This is a genomic window from Tenacibaculum pelagium, assembly GCF_014062345.1.
Lineage (GTDB): Bacteria > Bacteroidota > Bacteroidia > Flavobacteriales > Flavobacteriaceae > Polaribacter > Polaribacter pelagius.
In genome coordinates, this window is record NZ_JACGLS010000002.1 from 320,494 (window position 1) to 344,094 (window position 23,601).

Consider the following 23,601-nt stretch of genomic DNA (forward strand, 5'->3'; position numbering starts at 1 on the left):
GTCCTATTTTTTATACTCTTCCTTTAATAAAGTAATGTCATCAATAATTTTTTGCATGTTTTCTTTTTTGGTACCGTCATAAGAACCTCTAATGCGACCTTCTTTATCAATAAGTACAAAGTTTTCGGTGTGTACCCAATCGTTATCTCCACCATCACCTTCATCTAAAACAGCAAAATAATGCTTACGCGCTAAATTATAAATGTGCTTTTTATCTCCGGTAGTTACATTCCACTTTCCATCAATTACTCCTTTACTCTCCGCATATTTTTTTAATTGCGGTACACTATCCATAACAGGAGTTACTGAATGTGATAAAAACATAATATCATCATCCTTCTTATAATGCTCTTGTAATTCACTCATATTATAAGCCATTGCAATGCAAATTGTTTGACAACGTGTAAAAAAGAAATCGGCTATGTAAATTTTATCTTTATAATCAGCATTCGTAATCGTTTCTCCATTCTGATTAATCAATTTAAAATCGCCAATAGTATGATTTCTAGATTTTGTTCTAACAGAAATATCTACCAATTTAGGATTAATATCAGCAGGGTTATAAATTGGTAATCGATCATCTACCTTTACTAAATGATAAAAAACTGGGATACCAACTGCGCAAAAAACGATTAAAAAAAGTAAGGTGCTTTTTGATTTTTTAAAGAACTTTAAGTCCATTCTCTTTAATTTTTCAACAAAAATACGACTAAAAACAAGGTGTATTTACTCGAACGTTAAAAAGTTTGTTAAAACCAAACCGCATCTACTTCTCAAGTTTTTAGAACTCTTTTGAAAAACGTACATTTGTCAGATTTTAAATTTAGATAAACACCTTTATGGAAATATTAATAAAAGCATCACAATTTATTTTAAGCTTATCGCTCTTAATTGTTTTGCACGAGTTAGGACACTTTATTCCTGCTAAATTATTTAAAACAAGAGTAGAAAAATTCTATTTATTTTTCGATTATAAATTTTCATTGTTTAAAAAGAAAATTGGTGATACAGTTTATGGTATTGGTTGGATTCCGTTAGGAGGATATGTAAAAATATCTGGAATGATTGATGAAAGCATGGATACTGAGCAAATGGCTTTACCACCACAACCTTGGGAGTTTCGTTCTAAACCAGCATGGCAACGTTTAATTATTATGCTAGGTGGTGTTTTTGTAAATTTTGTTTTAGGTATTGTTATCTACATCTGTTTAATGTATGCTTATGGTGAAAAGTTTTTACCAAACGAAAGTTTAAAAGATGGTGTTTGGGTTCAAGATCAATTAGGTAAAGATTTAGGTTTACAAACTGGAGATAAAATATTAACTATTGACGGGCAAACAATTCAAAAATTTGGTGAGTTACCATTAGAATTTATAAACGGAAACAACTATACGATTGAAAGAAACGGAGAAGTTGTTGAAAAAGTAATTCCTACAGATTTTATTTCTAAGTTAGTTGATAGAGGTAAAAATGCTGGTTCGTTTTTAAATATTAGATATCCTTTTACAATTGCTAAAGTTCAGAAAGATTCTTTAAACGCTAAAGCTAACATTCTTCCAAAAGATATTGTTACTGCAATTAACGGGCAAGCTATTTCATATTATGATCAAGCAAAACCTATTTTAGAGAATTTAAAAGGTCAAGATATTTCTCTTTCTGTTAAAAGAGGAAATGAAAACTTAAATATCCCTGTTAAAGTTTCAGAATTTGGAAACTTAGGTGTTGTTTTTACAACTTTACCTATAGGTGATTTAGAAAAATTAGGATATTACCAGTTAGCTGAAAAAAAATATTCTTTTGGTGAAGCAATTCCTGCAGGAACTAACAAAGCATGGACTACCTTAACCAACTATGTAAAGCAAATGAAAAAGATTTTTAATCCTAGTACAGGTGCTTATAAAGGTTTAGGTGGATTTATTTCTATCGGTAGTATTTTCCCTTCAGAATTTAGCTGGCAAACATTTTGGAACATCACTGCATTCTTATCAATCATGTTAGGATTCATGAATTTATTACCAATTCCTGCTTTAGATGGTGGACACGTAGTATTTACTTTATGGGAAATGATTACTGGTAAAAAACCAGGAGATAAGTTCTTAGAATATGCACAAGTAACAGGATTTATTTTATTAATAATCCTACTATTATTTGCTAATGGTAATGATATATTTAGAACATTTTTTAAATAAAATTTCATAACAATAAATAAAAAAGCCTCGTAAATATTTACGAGGCTTTTTTATTTTCTTCCAAAATCCGCTGGAATTTCACCCCAAGCTTTGGTTTCCCATTTTAGTAATGGGTTTCTAAAAGAGTTTTCTTGCAGCCATTTTTCAGCTCTAAGAATCAAATCTAAAATATCTTTATTACTAGCATCAAAAACAACATTGGTTCTACATTGCTTTTTTTGAACCCAACTCATTGCAATTTTAGAATCTGAATAAATAGGAAGCTTGTCCATTTTTTTACTCTTTAATAATGCAATTCCATGTACTAAAGCTAAAAACTCACCAATATTATTGGTCCCGTTTTTAAAAGGTCCCATTTTAAAAATTTCTTTTTTATTATGTGTAAGAACCCCTCTGTATTCCATAAGTCCTGGATTTCCAGCACAAGCTGCATCAACTGAAATACTTTCTAAATTTGGAATTCCGTAAGCAGCTTTCTCTTTAGCTGATAATGTAGGTTTTTTAGTACTCTTACCTTTGTATTCATTATAGCTTTTGGTAAAGGCTAATTCAGCTTCTTCTTTATCTGCAAAAGCTTTGTATTGAGCTCCTGTAAAACCATCTATTTGTTTTTTACAAGCATCCCAAGAAGTAAAAATTCCCTTTTTTTTACCATTCCAAACTACATAATATTTCTTTTTTTTACTCATTTTTTAAAATAACCTCTTCTATTATTTTCGGAAAGTGTTTGTATTCTAATTCATGTACTTTTTTTGCAATTTCATCAACCGTATCTGATTTTGAAACAGCTGTTTTTGCTTGAAAAATTACAGCTCCTTCATCATAATTTTCATTTACATAATGAATTGTTATCCCTGTTTCAGCATCTTTATTTTCTTTAACAGCCTTGTGTACATTCATTCCATACATGCCTTTTCCGCCATATTTTGGTAATAAAGCAGGATGAATATTGATAATCTTATTAGGAAAAGCTTCTACAATTTTAGAAGGGATTCGCCATAAAAAACCAGCAAGCACAATTATATCTGCTTCAACTTGCAAGAAATTTAAAACCGTATCATCTTTTGTAAGACTCTCTTTATCAAAGAGTGAAGCCTCAATTTCTAACTGTTCACAACGGTCAAAAACTTTGGCATACTCATTGTTAGACAGAACGTGAGTAACAACCGCAGTTTGAGTTGATTGAAAATATTTAATGATGTTTTCAGCATTGGTACCAGAGCCAGAAGCAAAAATTACGATCCTTTTCATGAAAATTAGTTGTTTTTGTTACTACAAAAAAAAGGATAATTATTAACAACGGTGGTGTTTATAGCAAAACATTCAAGTATTTTTTTTAAATTAGACATCACATTTTTGAGCAAAAGTTAGAATTAATAACTAAGATTTGTATTTTTGCCTCGATTTTAAATTTTAAAACAAACAAATTATGTCAGACATTGCATCAAGAGTAAAAGCAATTATCGTAGACAAATTAGGAGTAGACGATAACGAAGTAACAACAGAAGCTAGCTTCACAAACGATTTAGGAGCAGATTCTTTAGATACTGTTGAGTTAATCATGGAGTTCGAAAAAGAATTCGATATTCAAATTCCAGACGATCAAGCTGAAAACATCGGTACAGTTGGTCAAGCGGTTAGCTATATAGAAGACGCAAAAAAATAATTTTTATATGCAATTAAAACGAGTTGTAGTAACTGGACTTGGCGCATTAACGCCAATAGGAAACAATAAAGAAGAATATTGGAATGCTTTAGTTAACGGAGTTAGCGGAGCGGCACCTATAACGTATTTCGATGCTGCCAAGTTCAAGACTCGTTTCGCTTGCGAATTAAAGAATTTCAACGCGACTGACTTTATACATAGAAAGGAAGCGCGTAAAATGGATAGGTTTACGCAATATGCAATGGTAGCTTCTGATGAGGCAATTGCAGATTCTAAGTTAGATCTAGATAAAATCAACAAATTAAAAGTTGGTGTTATATGGGGAGCAGGTATTGGTGGATTAGAAACATTTCAAAACGAAGTATTAAACTTTGCAGGAGGAGATGGATCGCCACGTTTTAACCCGTTCTTTATTCCAAAAATGATTGCAGATATTGCTCCGGGACACATTTCTATTAAAAATGGATTTATGGGGCCAAATTATACTACAGTATCTGCTTGTGCATCATCTGCAAACGCAATGATTGATGCATTAAATTACATTAGACTTGGTCATTGTGATGTGATTGTAACAGGTGGTAGCGAAGCCGCAGTTACGATTGCTGGTATGGGAGGTTTTAATGCAATGCATGCTTTATCAACTAGAAATGAAAGTCCAGAAACAGCCTCAAGACCTTTTGATGGTGAACGTGATGGTTTTGTTTTAGGTGAAGGAGCTGGAGCGATTGTATTAGAAGAATACGAACATGCTAAAGCTCGTGGAGCTAAAATTTATGCTGAAGTTATTGGTGGAGGTATGTCTTCTGATGCGCACCATATGACAGCACCGCATCCTGAAGGAATTGGTGTAATTGCAGTAATGAAAAATTGTCTTGAAAATGCTGGTATAAAACCAGAAGACGTAGATCATATCAACACTCATGGTACTTCTACACCATTAGGAGATGTTGCAGAATTAAAAGCGATTTCTGAAGTTTTTGGAGATCATGCTAAGAATATCAATATCAATTCAACAAAGTCTATGACTGGACATCTGTTGGGTGCAGCTGGCGCTATAGAATCAATAGCTTCTATATTAGCGATGCAGCATGGTATTGTTCCTCCAACAATTAATCACGTTAACGTTGATGAAAACATCAATCCTGATTTAAATCTAACGTTAAACAAAGCTCAAAAGAGAGAGATAAAAGTTGCGATGAGTAATACATTTGGTTTTGGTGGTCATAATGCTTGTCTTGCCTTTAGAAAACTAGATTAATTTTGTATGAACTTTCTTCGAAGAATAGTTAGACCCCAAAATAAAGAGGATGAAAACTTTTTCTACGAATTAAAAGAACTGCTTAATTTTAAACCAATTAAGCTATCTCACTATAAAAAAGCATTTACACATAGATCTTTAAAGCTTGTAGATAGTAAAGGGCATCCTGTAAACTACGAACGTTTAGAGTTTTTAGGAGATGCTATTTTAGGTACAGTTATTGCATCTTATTTATACAAAAAAGTTCCTAGTGGAGATGAAGGTTATTTAACTCAAATGCGCTCCAAAGTAGTAAGTAGAGAACATTTAAATGCTTTGGGTAGAGATTTAGATTTATTTCGTTTTGTAAAAAGTAATATTTCTCAAGACCATATTAGTAATAATATTTACGGTAATATTTTTGAAGCACTAATTGGAGCCATATATTTAGATAGAGGTTATAATTATTGCGATCAGTTTATTTACGAGCAAGTAATTTTACCCTATGTTGATATTGAACGATTAGAAGGTAAAATATCTAGCTATAAAGGATATGTAATTGAATGGTGCCAGAAGAATAAAAAGAAATACAAGTTTGAATCTTACGAAGACTCAGGAAACCAAAGCAAAAGGCATTTTAGCGTAAGAGTTACCATAGATGGTGCTATTATTGGTAAAGGTAGAGCTACTTCAAAGAAAAAAGCTGAAGAAATTGCAGCAAAGAGAGTTTACTATGCAATGCAAAGTCAAATGCAAAACTCTTAACATAAAAGCGAAAACGTTTTCGTTAATTTCACATTATATTTTAGATACATTCATTAATTTAGCAAAAGACAAATAAATTGTTTTTATGTCGGTTTATGCGCTGAATATTGATGAGTTTTCTGATAATAATTATACCTTAATTGGTATCCACACAGTACTTAGTGAATATAAATTAGCTTATTTATTAAACCTACATTTAAAAGTAAAGTTTCGTAGAGCTACTTACGACTTAGATTTTACTAAAAAAAATAACGAGTCTTCATATGCTGTTTATGAATATATAAATAAAGAGCTCGATTATGATTGGTATTTAATATCTAACGTATATAAATCTACAAAAACAAGTATTTCAACAGGGCTTTTTAGTGAGAGTGACACAGTAATGAATCTTGTGCCTGAAAAGAAAAAAGTTGATTTTTTTCTAAAAATAGAAGGTGATTTTGATTATGAGTATATTGTTAAAACAATAGAAAAGATAAATCAAATCCCACAAATAATAACCTCATATGAAATAGAGGTTGAATCTTTAAAATCGAAAGAATTTTTAATTTTTTAAAATATGCCACATAACAAAAAAACCAAAATTGTAGCAACATTAGGACCTGCAACCAATACAAAAGAAATTTTAGCAGACATGGCAGCAGCAGGTGTTAATGTTTTTAGAATTAATTTTTCACACGCAGATTATGATGATGTAAAAGAGCGTATACGACTAATTAGAGAAATTAATGAAGAAAGAGGTTATAATGTGGCAGTTTTAGCCGATTTACAAGGTCCAAAACTTCGAGTGGGTGTAATGAATGAAGGTGTAATGCTTAAAGCAGGAGATACTTTCGTTTTTACAACTGAAGAATGCGAAGGGACCAACGAAAGAGCTTTTATGACCTATCAACGTTTTCCTAAAGATGTAAAAGTTGGGGAGCAAATACTAGTTGATGATGGTAAGTTACAATTCGAAGTAGTTGCTACCGATAAAGAAAAAGAAGTTGTAACAAAAGTTGTTGTTGGAGGAGCTTTAAAATCTAAAAAAGGAGTGAATTTACCAAACACGAATATTTCACTACCAGCATTAACTGATAAAGATAAAAAAGACGCTGTTTTTGCTTTAAAACAAGAAGTAGATTGGATAGCATTATCATTTGTTAGAACTCCAGAAGATTTACGAATGTTACGTGATTTAATCAAGCAAAACTCACGTTATAGAGTACCTGTAATTGCTAAGATCGAAAAACCTGAAGCGGTTGAAAATATTGATGCTTTAATACCATATTGTGATGGTTTAATGGTTGCTCGTGGAGATTTAGGAGTAGAAGTTCCTATGCAAGATGTTCCTTTAATTCAAAAAATGTTAGTTCGAAGAGCAAAGCAAGCTAGAATTCCAGTAATTATTGCAACTCAAATGATGGAAACTATGATCGACAACCCTGTTCCTACAAGAGCAGAGGTGAATGACGTAGCAAATTCTATCATGGATGGAGCAGACGCTGTAATGCTTTCTGGAGAAACATCAGTAGGTAAACATCCTATAAAGGTAATTAAAACCATGACTGAGATTATTGGAAGCGTTGAATTTTCTCCATTAATTGAGGTTCCACATGAGCCACCACATATTCGTACAAATCGTTTTGTAACAAAATCTGTTTGTCATCACGCAGCTCAAATGGCTGATGATATTAAAGCTACAGCGATATCAACCTTAACGAATAGTGGTTATACGGCGTTTCAGATTTCTGCATGGAGACCAAAATCACATGTAATTGCATTTACTTCTAAAAGAAGAATTTTAGGGAAATTAAATTTACTTTGGGGTGTGCGTGCTTATTATTATGATAGAGATTTAAGTACTGATGACACTATTGAAGATATAAATGAAATAATTAAAGAAAAAGGGTTTGTAAAAACTGGAGACTTTGTAATTAACTTATCTTCTATGCCAGTTGAAGCAAGAGGAATGGTAAATACTTTAAGAGTTTCTAATATTGAATAATCTGTATATTATAAATTAAAAAAGAAAAGAGTAGTAATTTTAGAATTACTACTCTTTTCTTTTTATTATGAACTTTACAACTACTTATTCAAACTTTCTGTAGCTCTTCTTTCTAATTCTGCTTGAAATTCTTCCATAACTGGTTTTACTGTACTATCAGGTATATCTGCAACCTTAATATACATTAAACCGTCTACGGCATTGTTAAACTTCGGATCAACATTAAATGCTACTAAACGAGCATTCTGCTTTACATACTTTTTAATTAATACTGGTATACGTAATGCGCCTGGTTCAATCTCATCAATTATTTTATCAAACTTTTGCATATCTGCTTTTGTCGCATCAAATACAAAATCTTTATCAGCATCTTTAAGGCTTACTTTAAATTCTTTTTTCGGATGGATATACTGCGCCACATACGGGTCGTAATAATGAGATTTCATAAATTCTATCATCAGCGATTTCGAGAATTCAGAAAACTGATTACTAATACTCACTCCTCCCATTAAATATTTATACTTCGGGTAACGTAAAGTAACATGTACAATACCTTTCCAAAGTAAAAATAAAGGCATTGGTTTTTGCTGATATTTTTTTGAGATGAAAGCTCTACCTAATTCGATAGTACTTTGCATCATAGAATATAATTCTGGCTCTATTCTAAACAACGTATGAATATAAAAACCATTAATTCCATACTTCTTAAAAATATCTTTTCCTAGCCCCATTCTATAAGCTCCCACCAACTCTTTTTGCACATTATCCCACAAAAACAAATGATGATAATACTTATCAAACTTGTCTAAATCAATCGACTTATTGGTTCCTTCACCTACATCTCTAAAAGTTATTTCACGTAATCGACCTATTTCATGTAAAATATTTGGAATCTCTTTAGCGTTTGCAAAGAACACTTCGTAATTTTTACTTTCTAATAACCTACTTCCTTTATCTCTTAAATCATCTACTTCTTTTTCAAATAAAACAGGCGTTTTTTGAGAAGTAATTTTCTTAACTTTTTTAGGGATTTTTAAATTTTGGGTTGATAAAATCTTTTGAGGTGTTTTTTCAAAAGGATTTGCCAACATATATGTTTTCTTTCTTATAAACTCATAAAAAGAAGGTACATCTTTATATTGTTCTTGGTCTTTTACCGAAATAGCTTTACCTATCCTTACTTTTATAACTCTATTTTTTTGAGAAATAACTTCTGAAGGAAGTTTAGCTGTACGTAATGTTCCGCTAATTTTAGAAAGAATATAAAATAACTGACTGTTTTTAGCGTGAAAATAGATTGGAATTACTGGAACTTTTGCTTTTTTAATCAACTTAACAGCTCCTTCTTCCCAAGGTTTATCTACCATTAACTTACCATCACGATAGGTTGAGACTTCACCTGCTGGGAAAATACCTAAAGGCTTTCCTTCTCTTAAATGCATTAAAGCACTTTTAATCCCAGCAACACTCGATTTTGCATCCTTATGATTTTCAAAAGGATTTACTGGCATTACATAAGGCTTTAAAGGCTCAATTCTATGCAGTAAAAAGTTAGCTATAATTTTATAATCTGCTCTTTTTTCTATTAATAATTTTAATAGTAAAACTCCGTCAATACCACCTAAAGGATGGTTAGAAATCGTTATAAAAGGTCCGTCCTTTGGAATTCTTTTTAAATCTTCTTCTGGAATCTCAAACTCGATTTTACAATCATCTAAAACCCCGTTTAAAAAATCTAAATCAGATTTGTGCTTATTTTTATTGTAAATTCTGTTAATAGCAGAAATACGTAAAGTTTTGATAAGTAACCAACCAATAAAAGTTCCAGCTGCACCGAACTTATCTACTTTTATAACTTTAGCAATCTCTTTTGCAGTAACTATTCCCATACATTAATATCCAATTAGACGTAAATGCAAATATAATGGATTTTCATGAGCTTTTCAGCCATTTATTTAATGACGAATTGGGCAGTTTCTGTATTGATTTGTCTAATAATAACCTCTCCTCTTTTTTTGATAAACTCTATTGCTTCATCATCAAAATGACGAATGGTATACAGCGTAGTGTTTTCATATACTTTTATAATGAAATCCTTTTTTAAATTATTATAAAAATCTTCATAACGATCGTATTTATCTTCGACACATACCGAAAAACTTATTGCTGAGTTTTGAATCAAATTTACTTTTAGCTTATACTCATGTAGTTTTTTAAAAACTTCACTAATGTTATCTTCAACCATAAAAGAAAAATCTTTTGCAGATATCGATATTAAAATTTGATTTTTCTTAACAATAAAACATGGAATTTCTGGAGTGATTTTCTTTCCTCTACCAACACAAGTTCCTGAATTGTTTATATCTTCAAACGAACGAACATATAAAGGAATGTTCTTTTGTTCAAGTGGCTGTATTGTTTTAGGGTGAATCACTGAAGCCCCATAAAAAGCCATTTCGATTGCCTCAGTATAAGATATCTCTTTTAACAATTCTGTTTCAGCAAATACTCTAGGGTCTGCATTTAAAACCCCATCAACATCTTTCCAAATGGTAACACTTTTCGCGTCTAAACAATATGCAAAAATACCAGCTGTATAATCGGAACCTTCTCTTCCTAACGAGGTAGTTTCATTATTACATCCTCCTAAAAAACCTTGAGTTATATTTAATTTTGAAGTATCTAAATTTTCTGTAATTTGTTTTTGAGTGTCATCCCAATCAACTTTAGCATCACGATAACTATTGTTTGTTTTAATATAATCTCTAACATCTAACCATTGGTTTGAGATTCCTATTTCAGAAAGATAAGCACTTACAATGTTAGTTGATAACAGCTCACCAAACCCAACCATTTGATCATACACATAATTATAATCTTCTGAACTATTTTGAGCCATAAAGCCACTCATTTCACCAAATAAAAAATTTGCTTTATTATGGATTTCGTGACCTTTTTCGAATAAACCATCCATCATGTTATGATGGAAGCTTTCAACAAAACTTAAAGCTTCTTTTAAATCTCCTTTTTTATAAAAATAACTATCAATAACATTTTCAAATGCATTGGTCATTTTTCCCATTGCTGAAATTACAACCAATAAATTCTCAGTTCCTTCGTGTTGTAACACTCTAGCTAGGTTTTTCACACCTTCAGCATCTTTTACAGATGCTCCTCCAAACTTAAATATTCTCATTACAAAATTCAGTTAAGCTTTGTTCGTTCATATGGCAAACTCTCCACTCATCGTAAACAGTTGCTCCTGTTTTTTTATAAAATTCAATTGCATTTGTATTCCAATCTAATACTTCCCAAGCCACTCTTTTAAATCCATTATTCGATGCATACTTCATTACTGACGCATATAATTCTTTACCTGCTCCGATTCCTCTTTTCGATTCCGTTACCATTAAATCTTCTAAATGAATTGCTTTTCCTTTCCATGTAGAATAACGTTCATAAAACAACACCATACCAATTATATTCCCATTAGCTTCTTCGGCAACAAATGTTTTAAACTTAGGATTGCTTGAAAAACCATCTTGTAATAAATTATCAACAGTAATCTTTACAGCATTGGGTTCTTTTTCAAAAACAGCTAACTCAATTATTAAATCTAATATTGATTGTGCGTCTTTCTCCTCTCCAGGTCGAATTATAAAACTCATCTTTCAAATTTTATGTAAAGATACTTTTTAAAAAAAATCTTTAAAAAAAATTACAGTTTAAGACATATCTTTTTTATCTGTTGAAATTTTAAACCACTAACTAAAAAACAAAAAAGCAACCTAGTTAGGTTGCTTTTTTGTTTTTATTTTGAAGCCTGATCTGACTTGCAATTTGAAAGGTCATTACAAAACTTTAATAAGCTTTCTTCTGTGTTCTTATAAGCTTTCTCTTTTGCTTGCTTTGCTACTTCTGGACAATCTTTGGCTAATTTTGCAAGATTCTTTTTAAACCCAAAAACGAAACTCATTCCTAAGGTAGATTTTCCATTTTCGCTCCCTGCTGGTACAATAACAAGTTCTTTATTATTAAACTTATATAACCCTATTTTATCAGATTCAAAAAGCACCTTACATAACTTATCTGTTGCGCTACCAAAAGCTGCTTGACCTACACTTACAGATCCAGATTTTATAGATGATTCTTTAAATTTTATGTTTTTATAATGCAATCCATCAACAAATAAAAGCTCTTTACACCCTTTAGCTTTTTTAATTCTTGTTCCAATAGGAGTTCCATTGGTATCATATTGTATAGTTCTTAAATCATAACCAATTTTAGCAATGTCACTTGTATTCATGTCAACAAGTACAGTATCATTTTTCTGAGTAATTAAATAAGCTTTATTTAATTCAAGGTTAAAGGCAGTTTTAGGCTGTTGCGAAACTTCTTTTGCATCCTCTTCTTCTTTCATATTACTAATATCTTCAGTAAGAACTTTCATATGACGAGATTTCATCTTGTTTTTATCAAGTAATTTTGCAAGGGCTTCTGCTTCTCTTAAAAACCTCTTACCATCAGATTTATCATATCCATTATCAATAATTTTCTGAGCATTCTCTTTTACCTTTTCAGGCATATCTAAGTAGTAGTAAATATTTGCAAGGTTAAAATAACTAGCATACTTTACTTTTCTCATTTTACGTTTTGTTCCCGGATACCTTGCAATTACCCCATTAAAATATTCAATAACTGAACCTAATTCCTTTGTAATATCATCCATTGGCTCATCATGCTTCATTTTAACAAAGATGTTTTTCATCTTGTTGTAATTTTCATGATGCTTTTGGTGTTCCGGATGACGTTTAGAACCCAATATCCATAAAAACTCACTACTTGTACTATATGGTCTATAACCATATCTAGAATTCAAATATGACTCAATAACTCTTTTTATTGATTTTTTTTGTTGAGATCTATAATTACTTTTTATATCGTACTTATTATCTTTATAATACTTCTCTGCTCTGTAATAACTATCAAATTCTTTACTTGTATAGTCTGCACTTTCTTGAAAAGATTTTTCATAGCTTTCAACTGTAATTGCGTTTATTACATTTATCGTAGCGCTTGAAGTAAATTTAGCTTGTGCTTTATATGTGTAAGTTGTTGAGATTACTTTTCCATCTTTATTCTTTTTCTCATGCTTAATTTTCTTGATTTCTGCATTATTTACATTTGTACCAGAAAAATTATACTTAACATCAATTGTCCCAGGAGCATTTACTTTTGAAAATCCTTGAATAGTAACACCATTAAGGTTTATAGAATAAGTTCTCTTATCATTTTCCACTACTGGATCAGTTGGAAGTTTTACATAAGAAACATGGAACCTTTCTCTGTCTAAATCAGTACTTTGAGCGAAGGAGTTAAAACTCAATAACACTGTTGTTAATAATAGTAATCGTTTCATAGTTTTTAATTAAAAAATAAGTTGCGAATATAAAATGTTTTAAACTCTAAATCAACACCTTTAAAAGTCAAAAACTGACTACATTAAAAATTATTTAGCATAAATCATTGTAGTTGCTCTAAAAAGTTGGCATCTTTGTACACAACACAAAAATTTGACATGAATAACAAGCACATGACTCTTGGTGAGTTCATCATCGGTAATCAAAAAGATTTTAAATATTCTTCTGGTGAATTATCTCGCCTTATCAACTCTATCCGATTAGCTGCCAAAGTGGTAAATCACGAAATTAGAAAAGCAGGTTTAGTAGATATTACAGGAGCAGCAGGAGACATCAATGTACAAGGAGAGGCGCAACAAAAATTAGATGTTTTAGCTAACGATCTATTTAAACAGACGCTTATTAATCGTGAAATTGTTTGTGGTATTGCAAGCGAAGAAGAAGATGATTTTGTAATTGTTGAAGGACATGATAAAGCGAATCAAAACAAATATGTTTTATTAATGGATCCTTTAGACGGATCATCAAACATTGATGTAAACGTATCTGTAGGAACAATTTTTTCAATCTATAGAAGAGTTTCTCCTGTAGGAACTCCTGTTACAAAAGATGATTTCTTACAAAAAGGAAGTGAGCAAGTTGCAGCTGGTTATGTAGCCTATGGCACTTCAACCATGTTAGTTTTTACTACTGGAAATGGAGTGAACGGATTTACATTAAACCCAGCTATTGGTACTTTCTATCTATCGCACCCTAATATGAAATATCCTGAGTTAGGAAAGATTTATTCAGTAAGCGAAGGTTATTTTACACATTTTCAAGAAGGAATGAAACGCTTTTTAATTCACTGTAAGGAGTTAAATGAAGCTGATAATAGACCATACACTGCGCGTTACATTGGCTCGTTAGTTTCAGATTTTCATAGAAATATGATAAAAGGAGGAATTTATATTTATCCAGCAACCGCAATTACTCCTAAAGGAAAGTTACGTTTACTATATGAATGTAACCCTATGGCTTTTATTTGTGAACAAGCTGGAGGAAAAGCTTCCGATGGCTTCATGAGAATTATGGATATTGATCCTTCTGAATTACACCAACGTGTTCCTTTTTACTGTGGTAGTAAACAAATGGTAGAAAAAGCTGAAGAGTTTATGACAGAATTCTCCGCCGATGAAAAACCAGTCTATTAAATAATAGTTATTATTTATATTGAAATAAATTTAGAATAAGGCAAACGGTTGTTTGCCTTATTTTTTTATGGTAAATTTACCATTGTAAAAATGAAAAATTAATCACATAAAAATCAAATAATTATGGCTTTTGAATTACCAGAATTAGGATATGCGTACGACGCTTTAGAACCAAATATAGATGCAAGAACTATGGAAATTCACCATAGCAAACACCATAACGGATATACAACTAAATTAAACGCAGCAATTGCTGGTACTGATTTAGATGGAAAATCTATCGAAGATATTTTAGGAAATTTAGACATGAGCAACGGTGGTGTTCGTAATAATGGAGGTGGATTTTATAACCACTCTTTATTTTGGACAGTAATGAACCCAGAAGATAGAGGATACTTATCTGGAGAATTAAAAGATGCTATTGAAGCTGAATTTGGTTCGAAAGAGGCTTTTATCGATGCTTTCTCTAAAGCAGCTGCTACTCAGTTTGGTTCAGGATGGGCATGGTTATGTGTTCATAAAGGAGGAAAAGTAGAAGTTTGTTCTACACCTAACCAAGACAATCCATTAATGCCAGGTGTAACTTGTGGAGGAACTCCTATTTTAGGATTAGATGTTTGGGAGCACGCTTATTACTTAAACTACCAAAACCGTCGTCCTGATTATATTGATGCTTTCTTCAAAGTAATCAACTGGAACGAAGTTGAAAGAAGATATGCTGAAGCTAAATAATTAGCTTAATATAAAATAAAAAACCGAAGTTTTAGCTTCGGTTTTTTTATCTCTTTTTTTCAACTAAGTTGCCTTTATCTACTTAGTCAAAGCTTGTTCTAAATCTTTCATTAAATCCTCTACATCCTCTACTCCAATACTTAGGCGAATTAATGAGTTTGTAATACCTAATTCTAAGCGCTCTTCTTCTGGTATTGAAGCGTGACTCATGGTTATAGGATGACTCATTAAGCTTTCTACTCCTCCTAAAGATTCCGCCAACGTAAATATTTTTGTGTTTTTTAAAAAGGTATGAGCTGCTTCGATACTCGCATCTTTTAAACGAAAAGAAACCATACCTCCAAAATCATTCATTTGTTTTTTAGCAATTTCATGATTTGAATGACTTTCTAAACCAGGGTAAAATACAGCACTTACTTTTGGATGCTCATTTAAAAATGATGCCACAGCTTTACTATTTTCACTGTGACGTTGCATACGTAAATGCAGTGTTTTTATTCCTCTAAGTGCTAAAAAAGAATCCATAGGGCCCGCAACAGCACCAGCTGCATATTGAATAAAATGTAACTCTTTTGCCAATTGAGCATCTTTAACAACTAAAGCTCCCATTATTAAGTCGGAATGACCCCCTATGTATTTAGTTGCTGAATGCATTACAATATCTGCTCCTAAATCTAACGGGCGTTGTAAATATGGCGTTGCAAATGTATTATCAACCCCCACTAAAATATTTGGATTTTTAGCTTTAGCTGTTGTTACTATTTTTTCAATATCTGCAATTTTTAATAATGGATTTGTTGGTGTCTCTATCCAAATAAGTTTAGTAGCATCCGATATTGCGTTCGTAACATTTGTTGCATCTTGCATGTCAACAAACCGAAACTTAAATCCATATTTTTGAAATAGCTTGGTAAACATTCTATACGTCCCGCCATACAAATCATTTCCAGCGATAACCTCATCACCAGGATTTAACATTCTTAAAACACAATCGATTGCTGCTAAACCAGATGCAAAAGCCAAACCATGAGTTCCGTTTTCAATAGCTGCTAAAGAATTTTCTAAAGCTTTTCTCGTTGGATTTGAAATTCTAGAGTATTCATACCCTCTATTTATTCCTGGCTGAGTTTGTGCAAAAGTAGATGTTTGAAATATTGGAGTTGATACTGAACCTGTAGCCTCTTCATGCTTTTGGCCTCCATGTATGGTTTTAGTATTAAACTTCATTCGTAATATTTTTAGTGCTACACCAACTTTGTTAATGCCATAATAGTTCCTAAATGTATACCTTCATGTAAGTTATTAAAAGCAATCGCACTTTCAATTGAATCTAATACAAAACCTGTACTTGTTTCATAAGTGTTGTACTCTGTGAAAATTCCTGCTTCAAAATCTTCTTTTAAAGTATCTGGTAATCCTATTAATAATTCTTTTACTTCTTCTAATTCTTCTTCAGAAAGTGTTACAGTTGGTGAGGTTCCTTTTCTATAATTTTCAATTAACTCATCAGAAGCTAAACAATTTAATCCTGATAATTTGTAGTGTAATAGTTGTTGGGTAACAACTAAGTGAGCTACATTCCAAGCAATATTATTTTTAAATCCCTCTGGAATTTTATGTAATTGTTCCATCGATAATCCATCAATTCTTTTCAAAACTAATTCTCTCGATTTTTTTAAAACTTCAAATTGTTTATTCATTATTCTAACTATTTTAGCATTTACCAAAGATAATTATTTAGCCATGAAGAAAGTTTATTTTTTACAAACTTGTGATACTTGTCGTAGAATTTTAAAAGAAGTAAATCTAGACGGGTTTGAGAAACAAGAAATAAAAACAAATGCTTTAACTGTTGAGCAGTTAGAAGAAATGCGAAAATTAACTGATAGTTACGAAAGCTTGTTTAATAAACGTGCGAAGCTATACAGAGAAATGGACTTAAAAAATCAAAATGTTACTGAAGCTGATTACCGTCAGTATATTTTAGATGAGTATACTTTTTTAAAACGCCCAGTTTTTATTGTTGAAGATGAAATTTTTATTGGAAATAGCAAAAAAGTAATTGACGCTTTAAAAAGTAAATTAACATAAAAAAACCGGAAGATAATCTTCCGGTTTTACTTTTTATTTCGATGCTATTTTATCTTTAGAGGAAGCTAAAAGACTTGCTAATTCATCTTTCGTAATCTTAGTTTTAATCCCTAATAGTACTAGCTTATCGCTATCTGCGCTTGCTCTTACAATAATTTCTCTTACGTAATCTCCTTTTTCTAGGAATAAAACTTCAGCTTTACCTTTTTTATCTTTTGCTCTAACTAAGGTTTTTAAACTGTTCTTTTTTGAAAAACGTCTAAAATCTTTAGAAACAGTATTGTCGTCATTATTAAAAATCATGATTTTAAAATCACTTGATTGTTCTAAAAGATTTTTTAACTCCTCGTTATCTTCATCATCTAAAAATGACCCAGCAAAAGAACTAGATAAATTCACTGAAAATGCTGATTTATCTTTATGACTTTTATAAAACTGTTTGAACTTTGCTTCTTGTGCAGTTAAACTTAATAAAAAGAAGCAAAAAAATGCGGTTAAAATTCGTCTCATAATGGTTTTGTTTTAATTATATATTGAAGACGAGCTGTTTTAAAATTTGTTACACAAAAAAAGTCTTAACTAAATTAGTTAAGACTTTTAAGTTGGCCTACCAGGACTCGAACCTGGAATGTCGGTACCAAAAACCGGTGTGTTGCCAATTACACCATAGGCCAATAGCTTTATTGCGGGTGCAAATTTATAAGTTTTTATAATATCTGCAAAACTTTTTTTAATTTTTTTTCTTTTAACAGAAATTTATCTGAATAACAGATATACAAATATATTCAAAATTATATTTTTGCTAGGTATAAAAACACTAGTTATTAGTACATTCGCAGTAACTTATTTAAAACTATGAAAGATTTTAACTACAAAAAATGGAATACAATTTTAGGATGGTTTTCATTTGCCGTGGCATTAATTACATATACATTAACTCTCGAACCTACTGTTAGTTCTTGGGATTGTGGAGAATACATCTCAACCGCAGTTAAATTAGAAGTAGGTCACCCACCAGGTGCGCCATTATTTCAAATGCTTGGAGCTTTCTTTGCTATGTTTAGCAACGATCCAAGTCAGTGGGCTAAAATGGTAAATTTTATGTCTGGTTTAGCTAGTGCCTTTACAATTCTATTCATGTTTTGGACCATTACCAGTTTAGCTAAAAAAATGGCTATTAAAAATGGTAAATTTAGCATCGGTGAACAAATTGTAGTTCTAGGTAGTGGTTTAGTAGGTGCTTTAGCCTATACTTTTTCTGATAGTTTTTGGTTTAGTGCTGTAGAAGGTGAAGTGTATGCAATGTCTTCTTTTTTAATGGCGCTTTTATTTTGGTTAGGTTTAAGATGGGAGTCAGAAATAAATACTCCAAGAGGAAATAAGTGGTTAGTTTTAATCAGTTTTGTAGTTGGTTTATCGTTTGGTGTGCATATTTTATCATTATTGGTAATTCCATCAATTGTACTATTATATTTCTTTAAAACGTATAAAGACATCAACATTAAAACAACAGCTATAGCAACCTTAATTTCAATATTTGTTTTAGCTTTTGTATTTAAATTTTTATTTCCATTTACATTAAAATTCTTTAGTGTTTCTGAATTGTTTTTCATCAATCAAATAGGATTGCCTTATAACTCTGGAACTGTAATAGCTGGATTAGTCTTAATAGCTTTATTCTATTTTGGATTAAACTACACTCGAAAAAACAATCTTGTTACAGTAAACACACTTATTTTATCTGTATTGTTTATCATGATAGGTTTTTCATCTTGGTTAATGTTACCGATTCGTGCAAATGCCGATACTGTAATTAATGAAAATAATCCATCTAGTGCTCGCGAATTATTAGCTTATTACAATCGTGAACAATATGGTGACGCTAATGTTTTTTATGATAAATATTACTCTGTTGCTTACGACAGAGAACAAGATGCTAGTCAGCCATACAAAGATGACAAGCCTAAGTATGAAAAAAAGGATGGTAAATATGTTATTGTAAACAAATACAAAAATATAATCCCTAATTATTCAAGTAAACATAAAGGGTTTATTCCTAGGATGGTTGATCCAGGGTCAGAAAAAAACTATAAAAGAATCGCTGGAATTCCTGCACGAAGTAAAAGACGTCCTACTTTTTTAGAGAATATGCGATTCATGATTGATTATCAATTCGGATACATGTATGGACGTTATTTTATGTGGAATTTTGTTGGACGACAAAACGATATTCAAGGTCATTTAGATATTGAAAACGGTAACTGGCTAAGCGGTATTGATTTTATTGATGAAATGCGCTTAGGGTCACAACAAAGTTTACCTGACGACATAAAAAACAATAAGGGGCGAAATAAATACTACTTCTTACCTTTAATTTTAGGACTGATTGGCTTGTTTTATCAAGCTAAAAAAGACAAGAAAAACCTATACACCTTAGCACTATTCTTTGCTTTTACTGGTTTTGCAATTATTTTTTACACCAACCCTAAACCATTCGAACCTCGTGAACGTGATTATGCAGTGGTAGGTTCTTTTTATGTTTTCGCAATTTGGATAGGTTTCGGAGTTTTAGCACTCTATGATTACCTTAAAAAATATGCAAATAAAAGAACAGTAGCATTAGCAGTATCGGCAGTATCTTTAATTGCTGTACCTGTATTAATGGGCGCACAAAATTGGGATGATCATGATAGAGGCGACCGTTATTTAGCGCAATTAAATGCTCAGACATATTTAGAAAGTTGCGATCCGAATGCTATTATTTTTACCATTGGAGATAACGATACTTTTCCGCTTTGGTACATGCAACAAGTAGAAGGCGTTAGACCTGATATAAAAATTGTAAATACAAGTCTTTTCCAAACTGATTGGTATATCGATCAAATGAAAAAGAAAACGTATGATGCCGATCCTATCCCATCTAAACTAACACACGACCAATATAAGTACGGAACATTAGATGTTGCCTATTATTACCCACTACCTCAATTAAGAGATTCAATTCTTCCTATAAAAGATTTTATGCGTTGGATAGAAAGTGATAATGAAGCCACTTATATCCCAGCTACTGAAGAATCGAGTGAGAAATTTTACCCAACAAATAGAATTCGTATACCGGTTAATAAAGCCAATGTTTTAAAAACTGGTTTAGTAGCACAAAAAGATGCTGATAAAATTTTACCATATATTGATATTACTGTTGGCGATCTTCTTTCTAAAAACAGAATTTTAATGCTCGATATTTTAAATAATTTCGACTGGAAGCGTCCTTTATATTTTACAGGTGGTGCAAATGCTGATGAGGAATATATCTGGTTAAAAGATTATTTACAATTAGATGGAATGTCATATAAATTAGTTCCTATAAAAACATCAAACAAAGGAAAATCTATGTTTGACATGGGACGTATCGATCCTGAAAAAATGTATGAAAACGTTAAAAAATGGGATTGGAAAACCATTAACAATGGTAAAATTTATTTAGACGAACAAAGTAAGCGTAACGCAATATCTATTCGTAATAATTTAATGCGCTTATCTGAAGAGTTCATGAAAAAAGGAGACTCAGTTAATGCTAAAGATGTTTTAGATTTATCGTTATATAAAATGCCAATTAAAGATTTTGATCATTATAGCATTTCTTTAGGATATCCTGAATTGTATTACCGTATGGGAGATATTGAAAAAGCTCGTGAAACAGCTGAAACTCTTTCCGATATTTTTCAACAAAAATTAAAGTATTATAGCACATTCAAAGATGAAAATCTTGATTTAATCCTAGACAACTTAGAAACAAACTTATATATGTATCAAAATGTTATTCAGCAAATAACAAAATACGATACCGATATGGAGTACGGTAAAAAAGCATTCGAACAATATATAGCGCATGCTCGTTTGTTTAAGCACTTAATGCCAGACGAAGAAGAACCTGTTACTCAAGAATTAGACACTATAAAACCTTAAATTAAATGAGGTTTTATTTTACTAAAACACCACGTATACTTAAACGACTATTTTCTAGGTATACGTGGTGTTTTACTTCTAATAAAAAAGAGATTTACTTAACTTTTGATGACGGTCCAATACCCGAAGTTACCGAGTTTGTTTTAAGTGAGTTGAAAAAGCGTAATGCCAAAGCTACTTTTTTCTGTATTGGAGATAATATTAAAAAGCATCCAACTATATTTCATCAAATTATAAATGATGGACATTCGGTAGGCAACCACACTTTTAATCACTTAAACGGGTGGAAAACTAACAATGTTAGTTACATTGAGAATACTGAATTATGTAAAAGTATTATTTTAAGTGAATCTGAAAAATTTAAAAAGTCAAATCCTTCTAAGTTATTTAGACCTCCTTACGGAAAACTTAAAAAAAGTCAATCTATAGAACTTATTAAAAAAGGATATAAGATAATTATGTGGGATGTTTTGTCAGCAGATTTTGACACATCAATCACGAAAGAAAAGTGTTTAAAAAACGTTTTAGAAAACACAAAAAATGGAAGTATTATTGTTTTTCACGACAGCATAAAAGCCAGTGAAAAACTATACTACACTCTGCCAAAAATTTTACACGAATTTACAAGGAAAGGGTATACGTTTAAGGCTATTTCTTAAACGTACTGTTGAACTAAACCAATTAAAGTATTTGCGTCTTGTTCACCAGTTTGTCTCCACTTCATCTCTCCTTCTTTATAAATCATAAAAGTTGGATTTCCTTTTACACGTAAAGCTTCAGCAAGAATTTCATTCTTTTTAATATCGATCTTAATAACTTTTGCTTTATCTCCTAAAGCAGCAGCAACATCACGAAGCGTATCTAAACTAGGCTCAAACTCACTCCAATCTGTGTAAAAATCAATTAAAACTGGTTTGTTTACACTTATTATTTCACCAAACTTTGTCATTTTAAATAAAGTTTTATATAAAAATTTACGCAAAAATACTGCTTTTTTTTAAAATAGATATTAACATTTGTTTAAAATGCAGTAAATCAGGCTTTTTTAAGTTCAATTACTGTAATTTCTGGCCAAATACCAACTCTACCAGGAAATGCATGAAAACCAAACCCTCTGTTTACATTTATATACCTACCAAACTCTTTATACAAACCGGCCCATTGCTTATAAACATATTTTGCGGGACTCCATTTTATAATTCCAGGAATTTCAATTCCAAACTGCAAACCATGTGTATGCCCACTTAAGGTTAGTTGATAATTAAAATCGTCTTTCTTCACTTTGTATTCCCAGTGACTTGGGTCGTGACTCATTAATACTTTAAAATCACCTTTCTCAATTCCTTCACTAGCCTTTTTCAAATCTCCAGCTTGATTGAAACCTTTTCCCCAATTCTCTACTCCTATTAAAGCTATTTTTTGCCCGTCTTTCTCTATAAAACGGTTTTCATTTAACAGTAAATCAAATCCTATTTTAGGGTGAATTTCTTTTATTGCTTCAAAATTAGCTGCTTTTGCTTCTTCGCTTTTCCATTTCGAATAATCTCCATAATCATGATTACCGAGAATAGAATATTTTCCAACTGGAGCTTTTAATTGAGAAAATACTGGAATCCACTGATCCATTTCTTTGGCAAAATTATTCACAATATCACCCGTAAATAAAATTACGTCCGATTTTTGTTCGTTTATTAAATCAACACCGTATTGAATTTCTTCTTTATCAGTAAAACTACCAGAATGTATATCAGTAATTTGAGTAATTGTAAAACCATCAAAAGCTTCTGGTAAATCATCAAACTCTAACTGATACTTTAAAACTTTGTAATTGTACTTTCCTTTAAATATACCATACAACAAGCTTGCAAAAGGTATAGCTGCAATTCCAAGCGCTAATTTTGCAATAAAAGTTCTTCTTCCTGCTAAAGCTTTGGTTTCGCTTGATGAAAAATAAGAAATTCCTTTTTGAATCCACCTAACCATGTCCTCACCAAACATGAACAGCAAAATAATCAACTTAGGTATTAGCACTAATAAAAGCATTCCGAATGCCCATTGAAATTGTGTTGTTTGCCCCGAACTTCTATCAGAAGTTAGCATCACGTAAAAAAAGTTCACATAAGCTACAGTACCAACAAGCAACCATCCGTAACGGATAAATTTATTTTTTGTTACTGTTTTTATAGCTTGAAAAGCATAAATTTCGAAAACTATAATGATTACTGAAATTATTAAAAGAGGAAGAATCCAGCGAGGCATATTTTATCTTTTTAAAAGTCGAGCAAAGATAGCGTGATTCTTATAATCAAATTTTTAACGTCTTGTTAAAGTTTCGTAGCTTTACCTGCGAAGTTC

23 protein-coding genes and 1 tRNA gene are annotated in these 23,601 nt (G+C 31.3%); 11 read left to right on the top strand and 13 right to left on the bottom strand.

Annotation, left to right across the window (positions count from 1 at the left end):
- Positions 1-3: 3 nt before the first annotated feature.
- Positions 4-681: an SCO family protein gene (locus H3Z83_RS06580; protein ID WP_182124687.1), complete on the bottom strand. Its 678-nt coding sequence runs from the start codon at positions 679-681 to the stop codon at positions 4-6.
- 158 nt (positions 682-839) lie between these two features.
- Between H3Z83_RS06580 and rseP the strand changes: the two genes are divergently transcribed.
- Positions 840-2,189, top strand: a complete 1,350-nt coding sequence (gene rseP, locus H3Z83_RS06585; protein WP_182124688.1) for an RIP metalloprotease RseP — start codon at positions 840-842, stop codon at positions 2,187-2,189.
- A 50-nt stretch (positions 2,190-2,239) separates the two neighbouring features.
- Here the strand turns inward: rseP and H3Z83_RS06590 are convergent, their stop codons facing one another.
- The gene (locus H3Z83_RS06590; RefSeq protein WP_182124689.1) at positions 2,240-2,878 is read right to left on the bottom strand and encodes a ribonuclease H1 domain-containing protein; all 639 of its coding nucleotides are present in this window, start codon (positions 2,876-2,878) and stop codon (positions 2,240-2,242) included.
- Positions 2,871-3,440 (bottom strand): phosphoribosylglycinamide formyltransferase, encoded by a 570-nt coding sequence (gene purN / locus H3Z83_RS06595; RefSeq protein WP_182124690.1) that lies wholly within the window; start codon positions 3,438-3,440, stop codon positions 2,871-2,873. Before purN ends, H3Z83_RS06590 begins: the two co-directional genes overlap by 8 nt.
- A 178-nt stretch (positions 3,441-3,618) precedes the next feature.
- Here purN and H3Z83_RS06600 point away from each other — a divergent pair, with 178 nt between their 5' ends.
- The 5 genes from H3Z83_RS06600 (at position 3,619) to pyk (ending at position 7,844) form a co-directional block, all read left to right on the top strand.
- Positions 3,619-3,855, top strand: a complete 237-nt coding sequence (locus tag H3Z83_RS06600; protein WP_182124691.1) for an acyl carrier protein — start codon at positions 3,619-3,621, stop codon at positions 3,853-3,855.
- A 7-nt stretch (positions 3,856-3,862) separates the two neighbouring features.
- Positions 3,863-5,113: a beta-ketoacyl-ACP synthase II gene (gene fabF / locus H3Z83_RS06605; protein ID WP_182124692.1), complete on the top strand. Its 1,251-nt coding sequence runs from the start codon at positions 3,863-3,865 to the stop codon at positions 5,111-5,113.
- A gap of 6 nt (positions 5,114-5,119) precedes the next feature.
- Entirely contained in the window at positions 5,120-5,857 is a 738-nt protein-coding gene (rnc, locus tag H3Z83_RS06610; RefSeq protein ID WP_182124693.1) for a ribonuclease III, read from the top strand.
- 85 nt (positions 5,858-5,942) lie between these two features.
- Positions 5,943-6,413 (top strand): IPExxxVDY family protein, encoded by a 471-nt coding sequence (locus H3Z83_RS06615; RefSeq protein ID WP_182124694.1) that lies wholly within the window; start codon positions 5,943-5,945, stop codon positions 6,411-6,413.
- Between the two features lie 3 nt (positions 6,414-6,416).
- Positions 6,417-7,844: a pyruvate kinase gene (gene pyk, locus H3Z83_RS06620; protein ID WP_182124695.1), complete on the top strand. Its 1,428-nt coding sequence runs from the start codon at positions 6,417-6,419 to the stop codon at positions 7,842-7,844.
- Positions 7,845-7,924: 80 nt separating this feature from the next.
- Here pyk and H3Z83_RS06625 read toward each other — a convergent pair whose 3' ends face one another.
- The 4 genes from H3Z83_RS06625 to H3Z83_RS06640 form a co-directional block, all read right to left on the bottom strand.
- On the bottom strand, positions 7,925-9,733 hold the full coding sequence (locus H3Z83_RS06625) for a GNAT family N-acyltransferase (protein WP_182124696.1): 1,809 nt from the start codon (positions 9,731-9,733) through the stop codon (positions 7,925-7,927).
- Positions 9,734-9,795: 62 nt separating this feature from the next.
- Positions 9,796-11,040 (bottom strand): aspartate kinase, encoded by a 1,245-nt coding sequence (locus H3Z83_RS06630; protein ID WP_182124697.1) that lies wholly within the window; start codon positions 11,038-11,040, stop codon positions 9,796-9,798.
- Complete coding sequence (locus H3Z83_RS06635) at positions 11,027-11,512, bottom strand: GNAT family N-acetyltransferase (protein WP_182124698.1); 486 nt, start codon at positions 11,510-11,512, stop codon at positions 11,027-11,029. The genes H3Z83_RS06630 and H3Z83_RS06635 overlap by 14 nt, the downstream gene beginning before the upstream one ends.
- Positions 11,513-11,655: 143 nt before the next feature.
- Positions 11,656-13,263: a hypothetical protein gene (locus H3Z83_RS06640; RefSeq protein WP_182124699.1), complete on the bottom strand. Its 1,608-nt coding sequence runs from the start codon at positions 13,261-13,263 to the stop codon at positions 11,656-11,658.
- Between the two features lie 159 nt (positions 13,264-13,422).
- Between H3Z83_RS06640 and fbp the strand changes: the two genes are divergently transcribed.
- Both fbp and H3Z83_RS06650 read left to right on the top strand, forming a co-directional pair.
- Entirely contained in the window at positions 13,423-14,457 is a 1,035-nt protein-coding gene (gene fbp, locus H3Z83_RS06645; RefSeq protein ID WP_182124700.1) for a class 1 fructose-bisphosphatase, read from the top strand.
- Positions 14,458-14,580: 123 nt separating this feature from the next.
- Positions 14,581-15,189, top strand: a complete 609-nt coding sequence (locus H3Z83_RS06650) for a superoxide dismutase (protein WP_182124701.1) — start codon at positions 14,581-14,583, stop codon at positions 15,187-15,189.
- 78 nt (positions 15,190-15,267) lie between these two features.
- Here H3Z83_RS06650 and H3Z83_RS06655 read toward each other — a convergent pair whose 3' ends face one another.
- Positions 15,268-16,416 (bottom strand): cystathionine gamma-synthase, encoded by a 1,149-nt coding sequence (locus tag H3Z83_RS06655; RefSeq protein ID WP_182124702.1) that lies wholly within the window; start codon positions 16,414-16,416, stop codon positions 15,268-15,270.
- Between the two features lie 17 nt (positions 16,417-16,433).
- Entirely contained in the window at positions 16,434-16,889 is a 456-nt protein-coding gene (locus H3Z83_RS06660; protein WP_182124703.1) for a DinB family protein, read from the bottom strand.
- 43 nt (positions 16,890-16,932) lie between these two features.
- On the opposite strand from H3Z83_RS06660, the gene H3Z83_RS06665 reads away from it, so the two are divergent.
- On the top strand, positions 16,933-17,280 hold the full coding sequence (locus tag H3Z83_RS06665; protein ID WP_182124704.1) for an arsenate reductase family protein: 348 nt from the start codon (positions 16,933-16,935) through the stop codon (positions 17,278-17,280).
- 33 nt (positions 17,281-17,313) lie between these two features.
- On the opposite strand, the gene H3Z83_RS06670 is transcribed toward H3Z83_RS06665, so the two are convergent.
- Both H3Z83_RS06670 and H3Z83_RS06675 read right to left on the bottom strand, forming a co-directional pair.
- A complete protein-coding gene (locus H3Z83_RS06670; RefSeq protein WP_182124705.1) occupies positions 17,314-17,790 on the bottom strand; it encodes a DUF4252 domain-containing protein in 477 nt (158 codons plus the stop codon).
- Between the two features lie 92 nt (positions 17,791-17,882).
- Positions 17,883-17,954: transfer RNA gene (locus H3Z83_RS06675), tRNA-Gln, on the bottom strand.
- Between the two features lie 181 nt (positions 17,955-18,135).
- Between H3Z83_RS06675 and H3Z83_RS06680 the strand changes: the two genes are divergently transcribed.
- Both H3Z83_RS06680 and H3Z83_RS06685 read left to right on the top strand, forming a co-directional pair.
- Entirely contained in the window at positions 18,136-21,246 is a 3,111-nt protein-coding gene (locus tag H3Z83_RS06680) for a protein O-mannosyl-transferase family (RefSeq protein WP_182124706.1), read from the top strand.
- Positions 21,247-21,251: 5 nt separating this feature from the next.
- On the top strand, positions 21,252-21,905 hold the full coding sequence (locus tag H3Z83_RS06685; protein ID WP_182124707.1) for a polysaccharide deacetylase family protein: 654 nt from the start codon (positions 21,252-21,254) through the stop codon (positions 21,903-21,905).
- Here H3Z83_RS06685 and H3Z83_RS06690 read toward each other — a convergent pair.
- Complete coding sequence (locus H3Z83_RS06690) at positions 21,902-22,195, bottom strand: thioredoxin family protein (RefSeq protein ID WP_182124708.1); 294 nt, start codon at positions 22,193-22,195, stop codon at positions 21,902-21,904. The genes H3Z83_RS06685 and H3Z83_RS06690 overlap by 4 nt on opposite strands.
- An 86-nt stretch (positions 22,196-22,281) precedes the next feature.
- Positions 22,282-23,505, bottom strand: a complete 1,224-nt coding sequence (locus H3Z83_RS06695) for a metallophosphoesterase (protein ID WP_182124709.1) — start codon at positions 23,503-23,505, stop codon at positions 22,282-22,284.
- Positions 23,506-23,601: the final 96 nt, after the last annotated feature.

Excerpts from the sequence above, each read along its gene's own strand:
- H3Z83_RS06580 (WP_182124687.1), bottom strand. The coding sequence starts at position 681 with ATGGACTTAAAGTTCTTTAAAAAATCAAAAAGCACCTTACTTTTTTTA.
- rseP (WP_182124688.1), top strand. The coding sequence starts at position 840 with ATGGAAATATTAATAAAAGCATCACAATTTATTTTAAGCTTATCGCTC.
- H3Z83_RS06590 (WP_182124689.1), bottom strand. The coding sequence starts at position 2,878 with ATGAGTAAAAAAAAGAAATATTATGTAGTTTGGAATGGTAAAAAAAAG.
- purN (WP_182124690.1), bottom strand. The coding sequence starts at position 3,440 with ATGAAAAGGATCGTAATTTTTGCTTCTGGCTCTGGTACCAATGCTGAA.
- H3Z83_RS06600 (WP_182124691.1), top strand. The coding sequence starts at position 3,619 with ATGTCAGACATTGCATCAAGAGTAAAAGCAATTATCGTAGACAAATTA.
- fabF (WP_182124692.1), top strand. The coding sequence starts at position 3,863 with ATGCAATTAAAACGAGTTGTAGTAACTGGACTTGGCGCATTAACGCCA.
- rnc (WP_182124693.1), top strand. The coding sequence starts at position 5,120 with ATGAACTTTCTTCGAAGAATAGTTAGACCCCAAAATAAAGAGGATGAA.
- H3Z83_RS06615 (WP_182124694.1), top strand. The coding sequence starts at position 5,943 with ATGTCGGTTTATGCGCTGAATATTGATGAGTTTTCTGATAATAATTAT.
- pyk (WP_182124695.1), top strand. The coding sequence starts at position 6,417 with ATGCCACATAACAAAAAAACCAAAATTGTAGCAACATTAGGACCTGCA.
- H3Z83_RS06625 (WP_182124696.1), bottom strand. The coding sequence starts at position 9,733 with ATGGGAATAGTTACTGCAAAAGAGATTGCTAAAGTTATAAAAGTAGAT.
- H3Z83_RS06630 (WP_182124697.1), bottom strand. The coding sequence starts at position 11,040 with ATGAGAATATTTAAGTTTGGAGGAGCATCTGTAAAAGATGCTGAAGGT.
- H3Z83_RS06635 (WP_182124698.1), bottom strand. The coding sequence starts at position 11,512 with ATGAGTTTTATAATTCGACCTGGAGAGGAGAAAGACGCACAATCAATA.
- H3Z83_RS06640 (WP_182124699.1), bottom strand. The coding sequence starts at position 13,263 with ATGAAACGATTACTATTATTAACAACAGTGTTATTGAGTTTTAACTCC.
- fbp (WP_182124700.1), top strand. The coding sequence starts at position 13,423 with ATGAATAACAAGCACATGACTCTTGGTGAGTTCATCATCGGTAATCAA.
- H3Z83_RS06650 (WP_182124701.1), top strand. The coding sequence starts at position 14,581 with ATGGCTTTTGAATTACCAGAATTAGGATATGCGTACGACGCTTTAGAA.
- H3Z83_RS06655 (WP_182124702.1), bottom strand. The coding sequence starts at position 16,416 with ATGAAGTTTAATACTAAAACCATACATGGAGGCCAAAAGCATGAAGAG.
- H3Z83_RS06660 (WP_182124703.1), bottom strand. The coding sequence starts at position 16,889 with ATGAATAAACAATTTGAAGTTTTAAAAAAATCGAGAGAATTAGTTTTG.
- H3Z83_RS06665 (WP_182124704.1), top strand. The coding sequence starts at position 16,933 with ATGAAGAAAGTTTATTTTTTACAAACTTGTGATACTTGTCGTAGAATT.
- H3Z83_RS06670 (WP_182124705.1), bottom strand. The coding sequence starts at position 17,790 with ATGAGACGAATTTTAACCGCATTTTTTTGCTTCTTTTTATTAAGTTTA.
- H3Z83_RS06680 (WP_182124706.1), top strand. The coding sequence starts at position 18,136 with ATGAAAGATTTTAACTACAAAAAATGGAATACAATTTTAGGATGGTTT.
- H3Z83_RS06685 (WP_182124707.1), top strand. The coding sequence starts at position 21,252 with ATGAGGTTTTATTTTACTAAAACACCACGTATACTTAAACGACTATTT.
- H3Z83_RS06690 (WP_182124708.1), bottom strand. The coding sequence starts at position 22,195 with ATGACAAAGTTTGGTGAAATAATAAGTGTAAACAAACCAGTTTTAATT.
- H3Z83_RS06695 (WP_182124709.1), bottom strand. The coding sequence starts at position 23,505 with ATGCCTCGCTGGATTCTTCCTCTTTTAATAATTTCAGTAATCATTATA.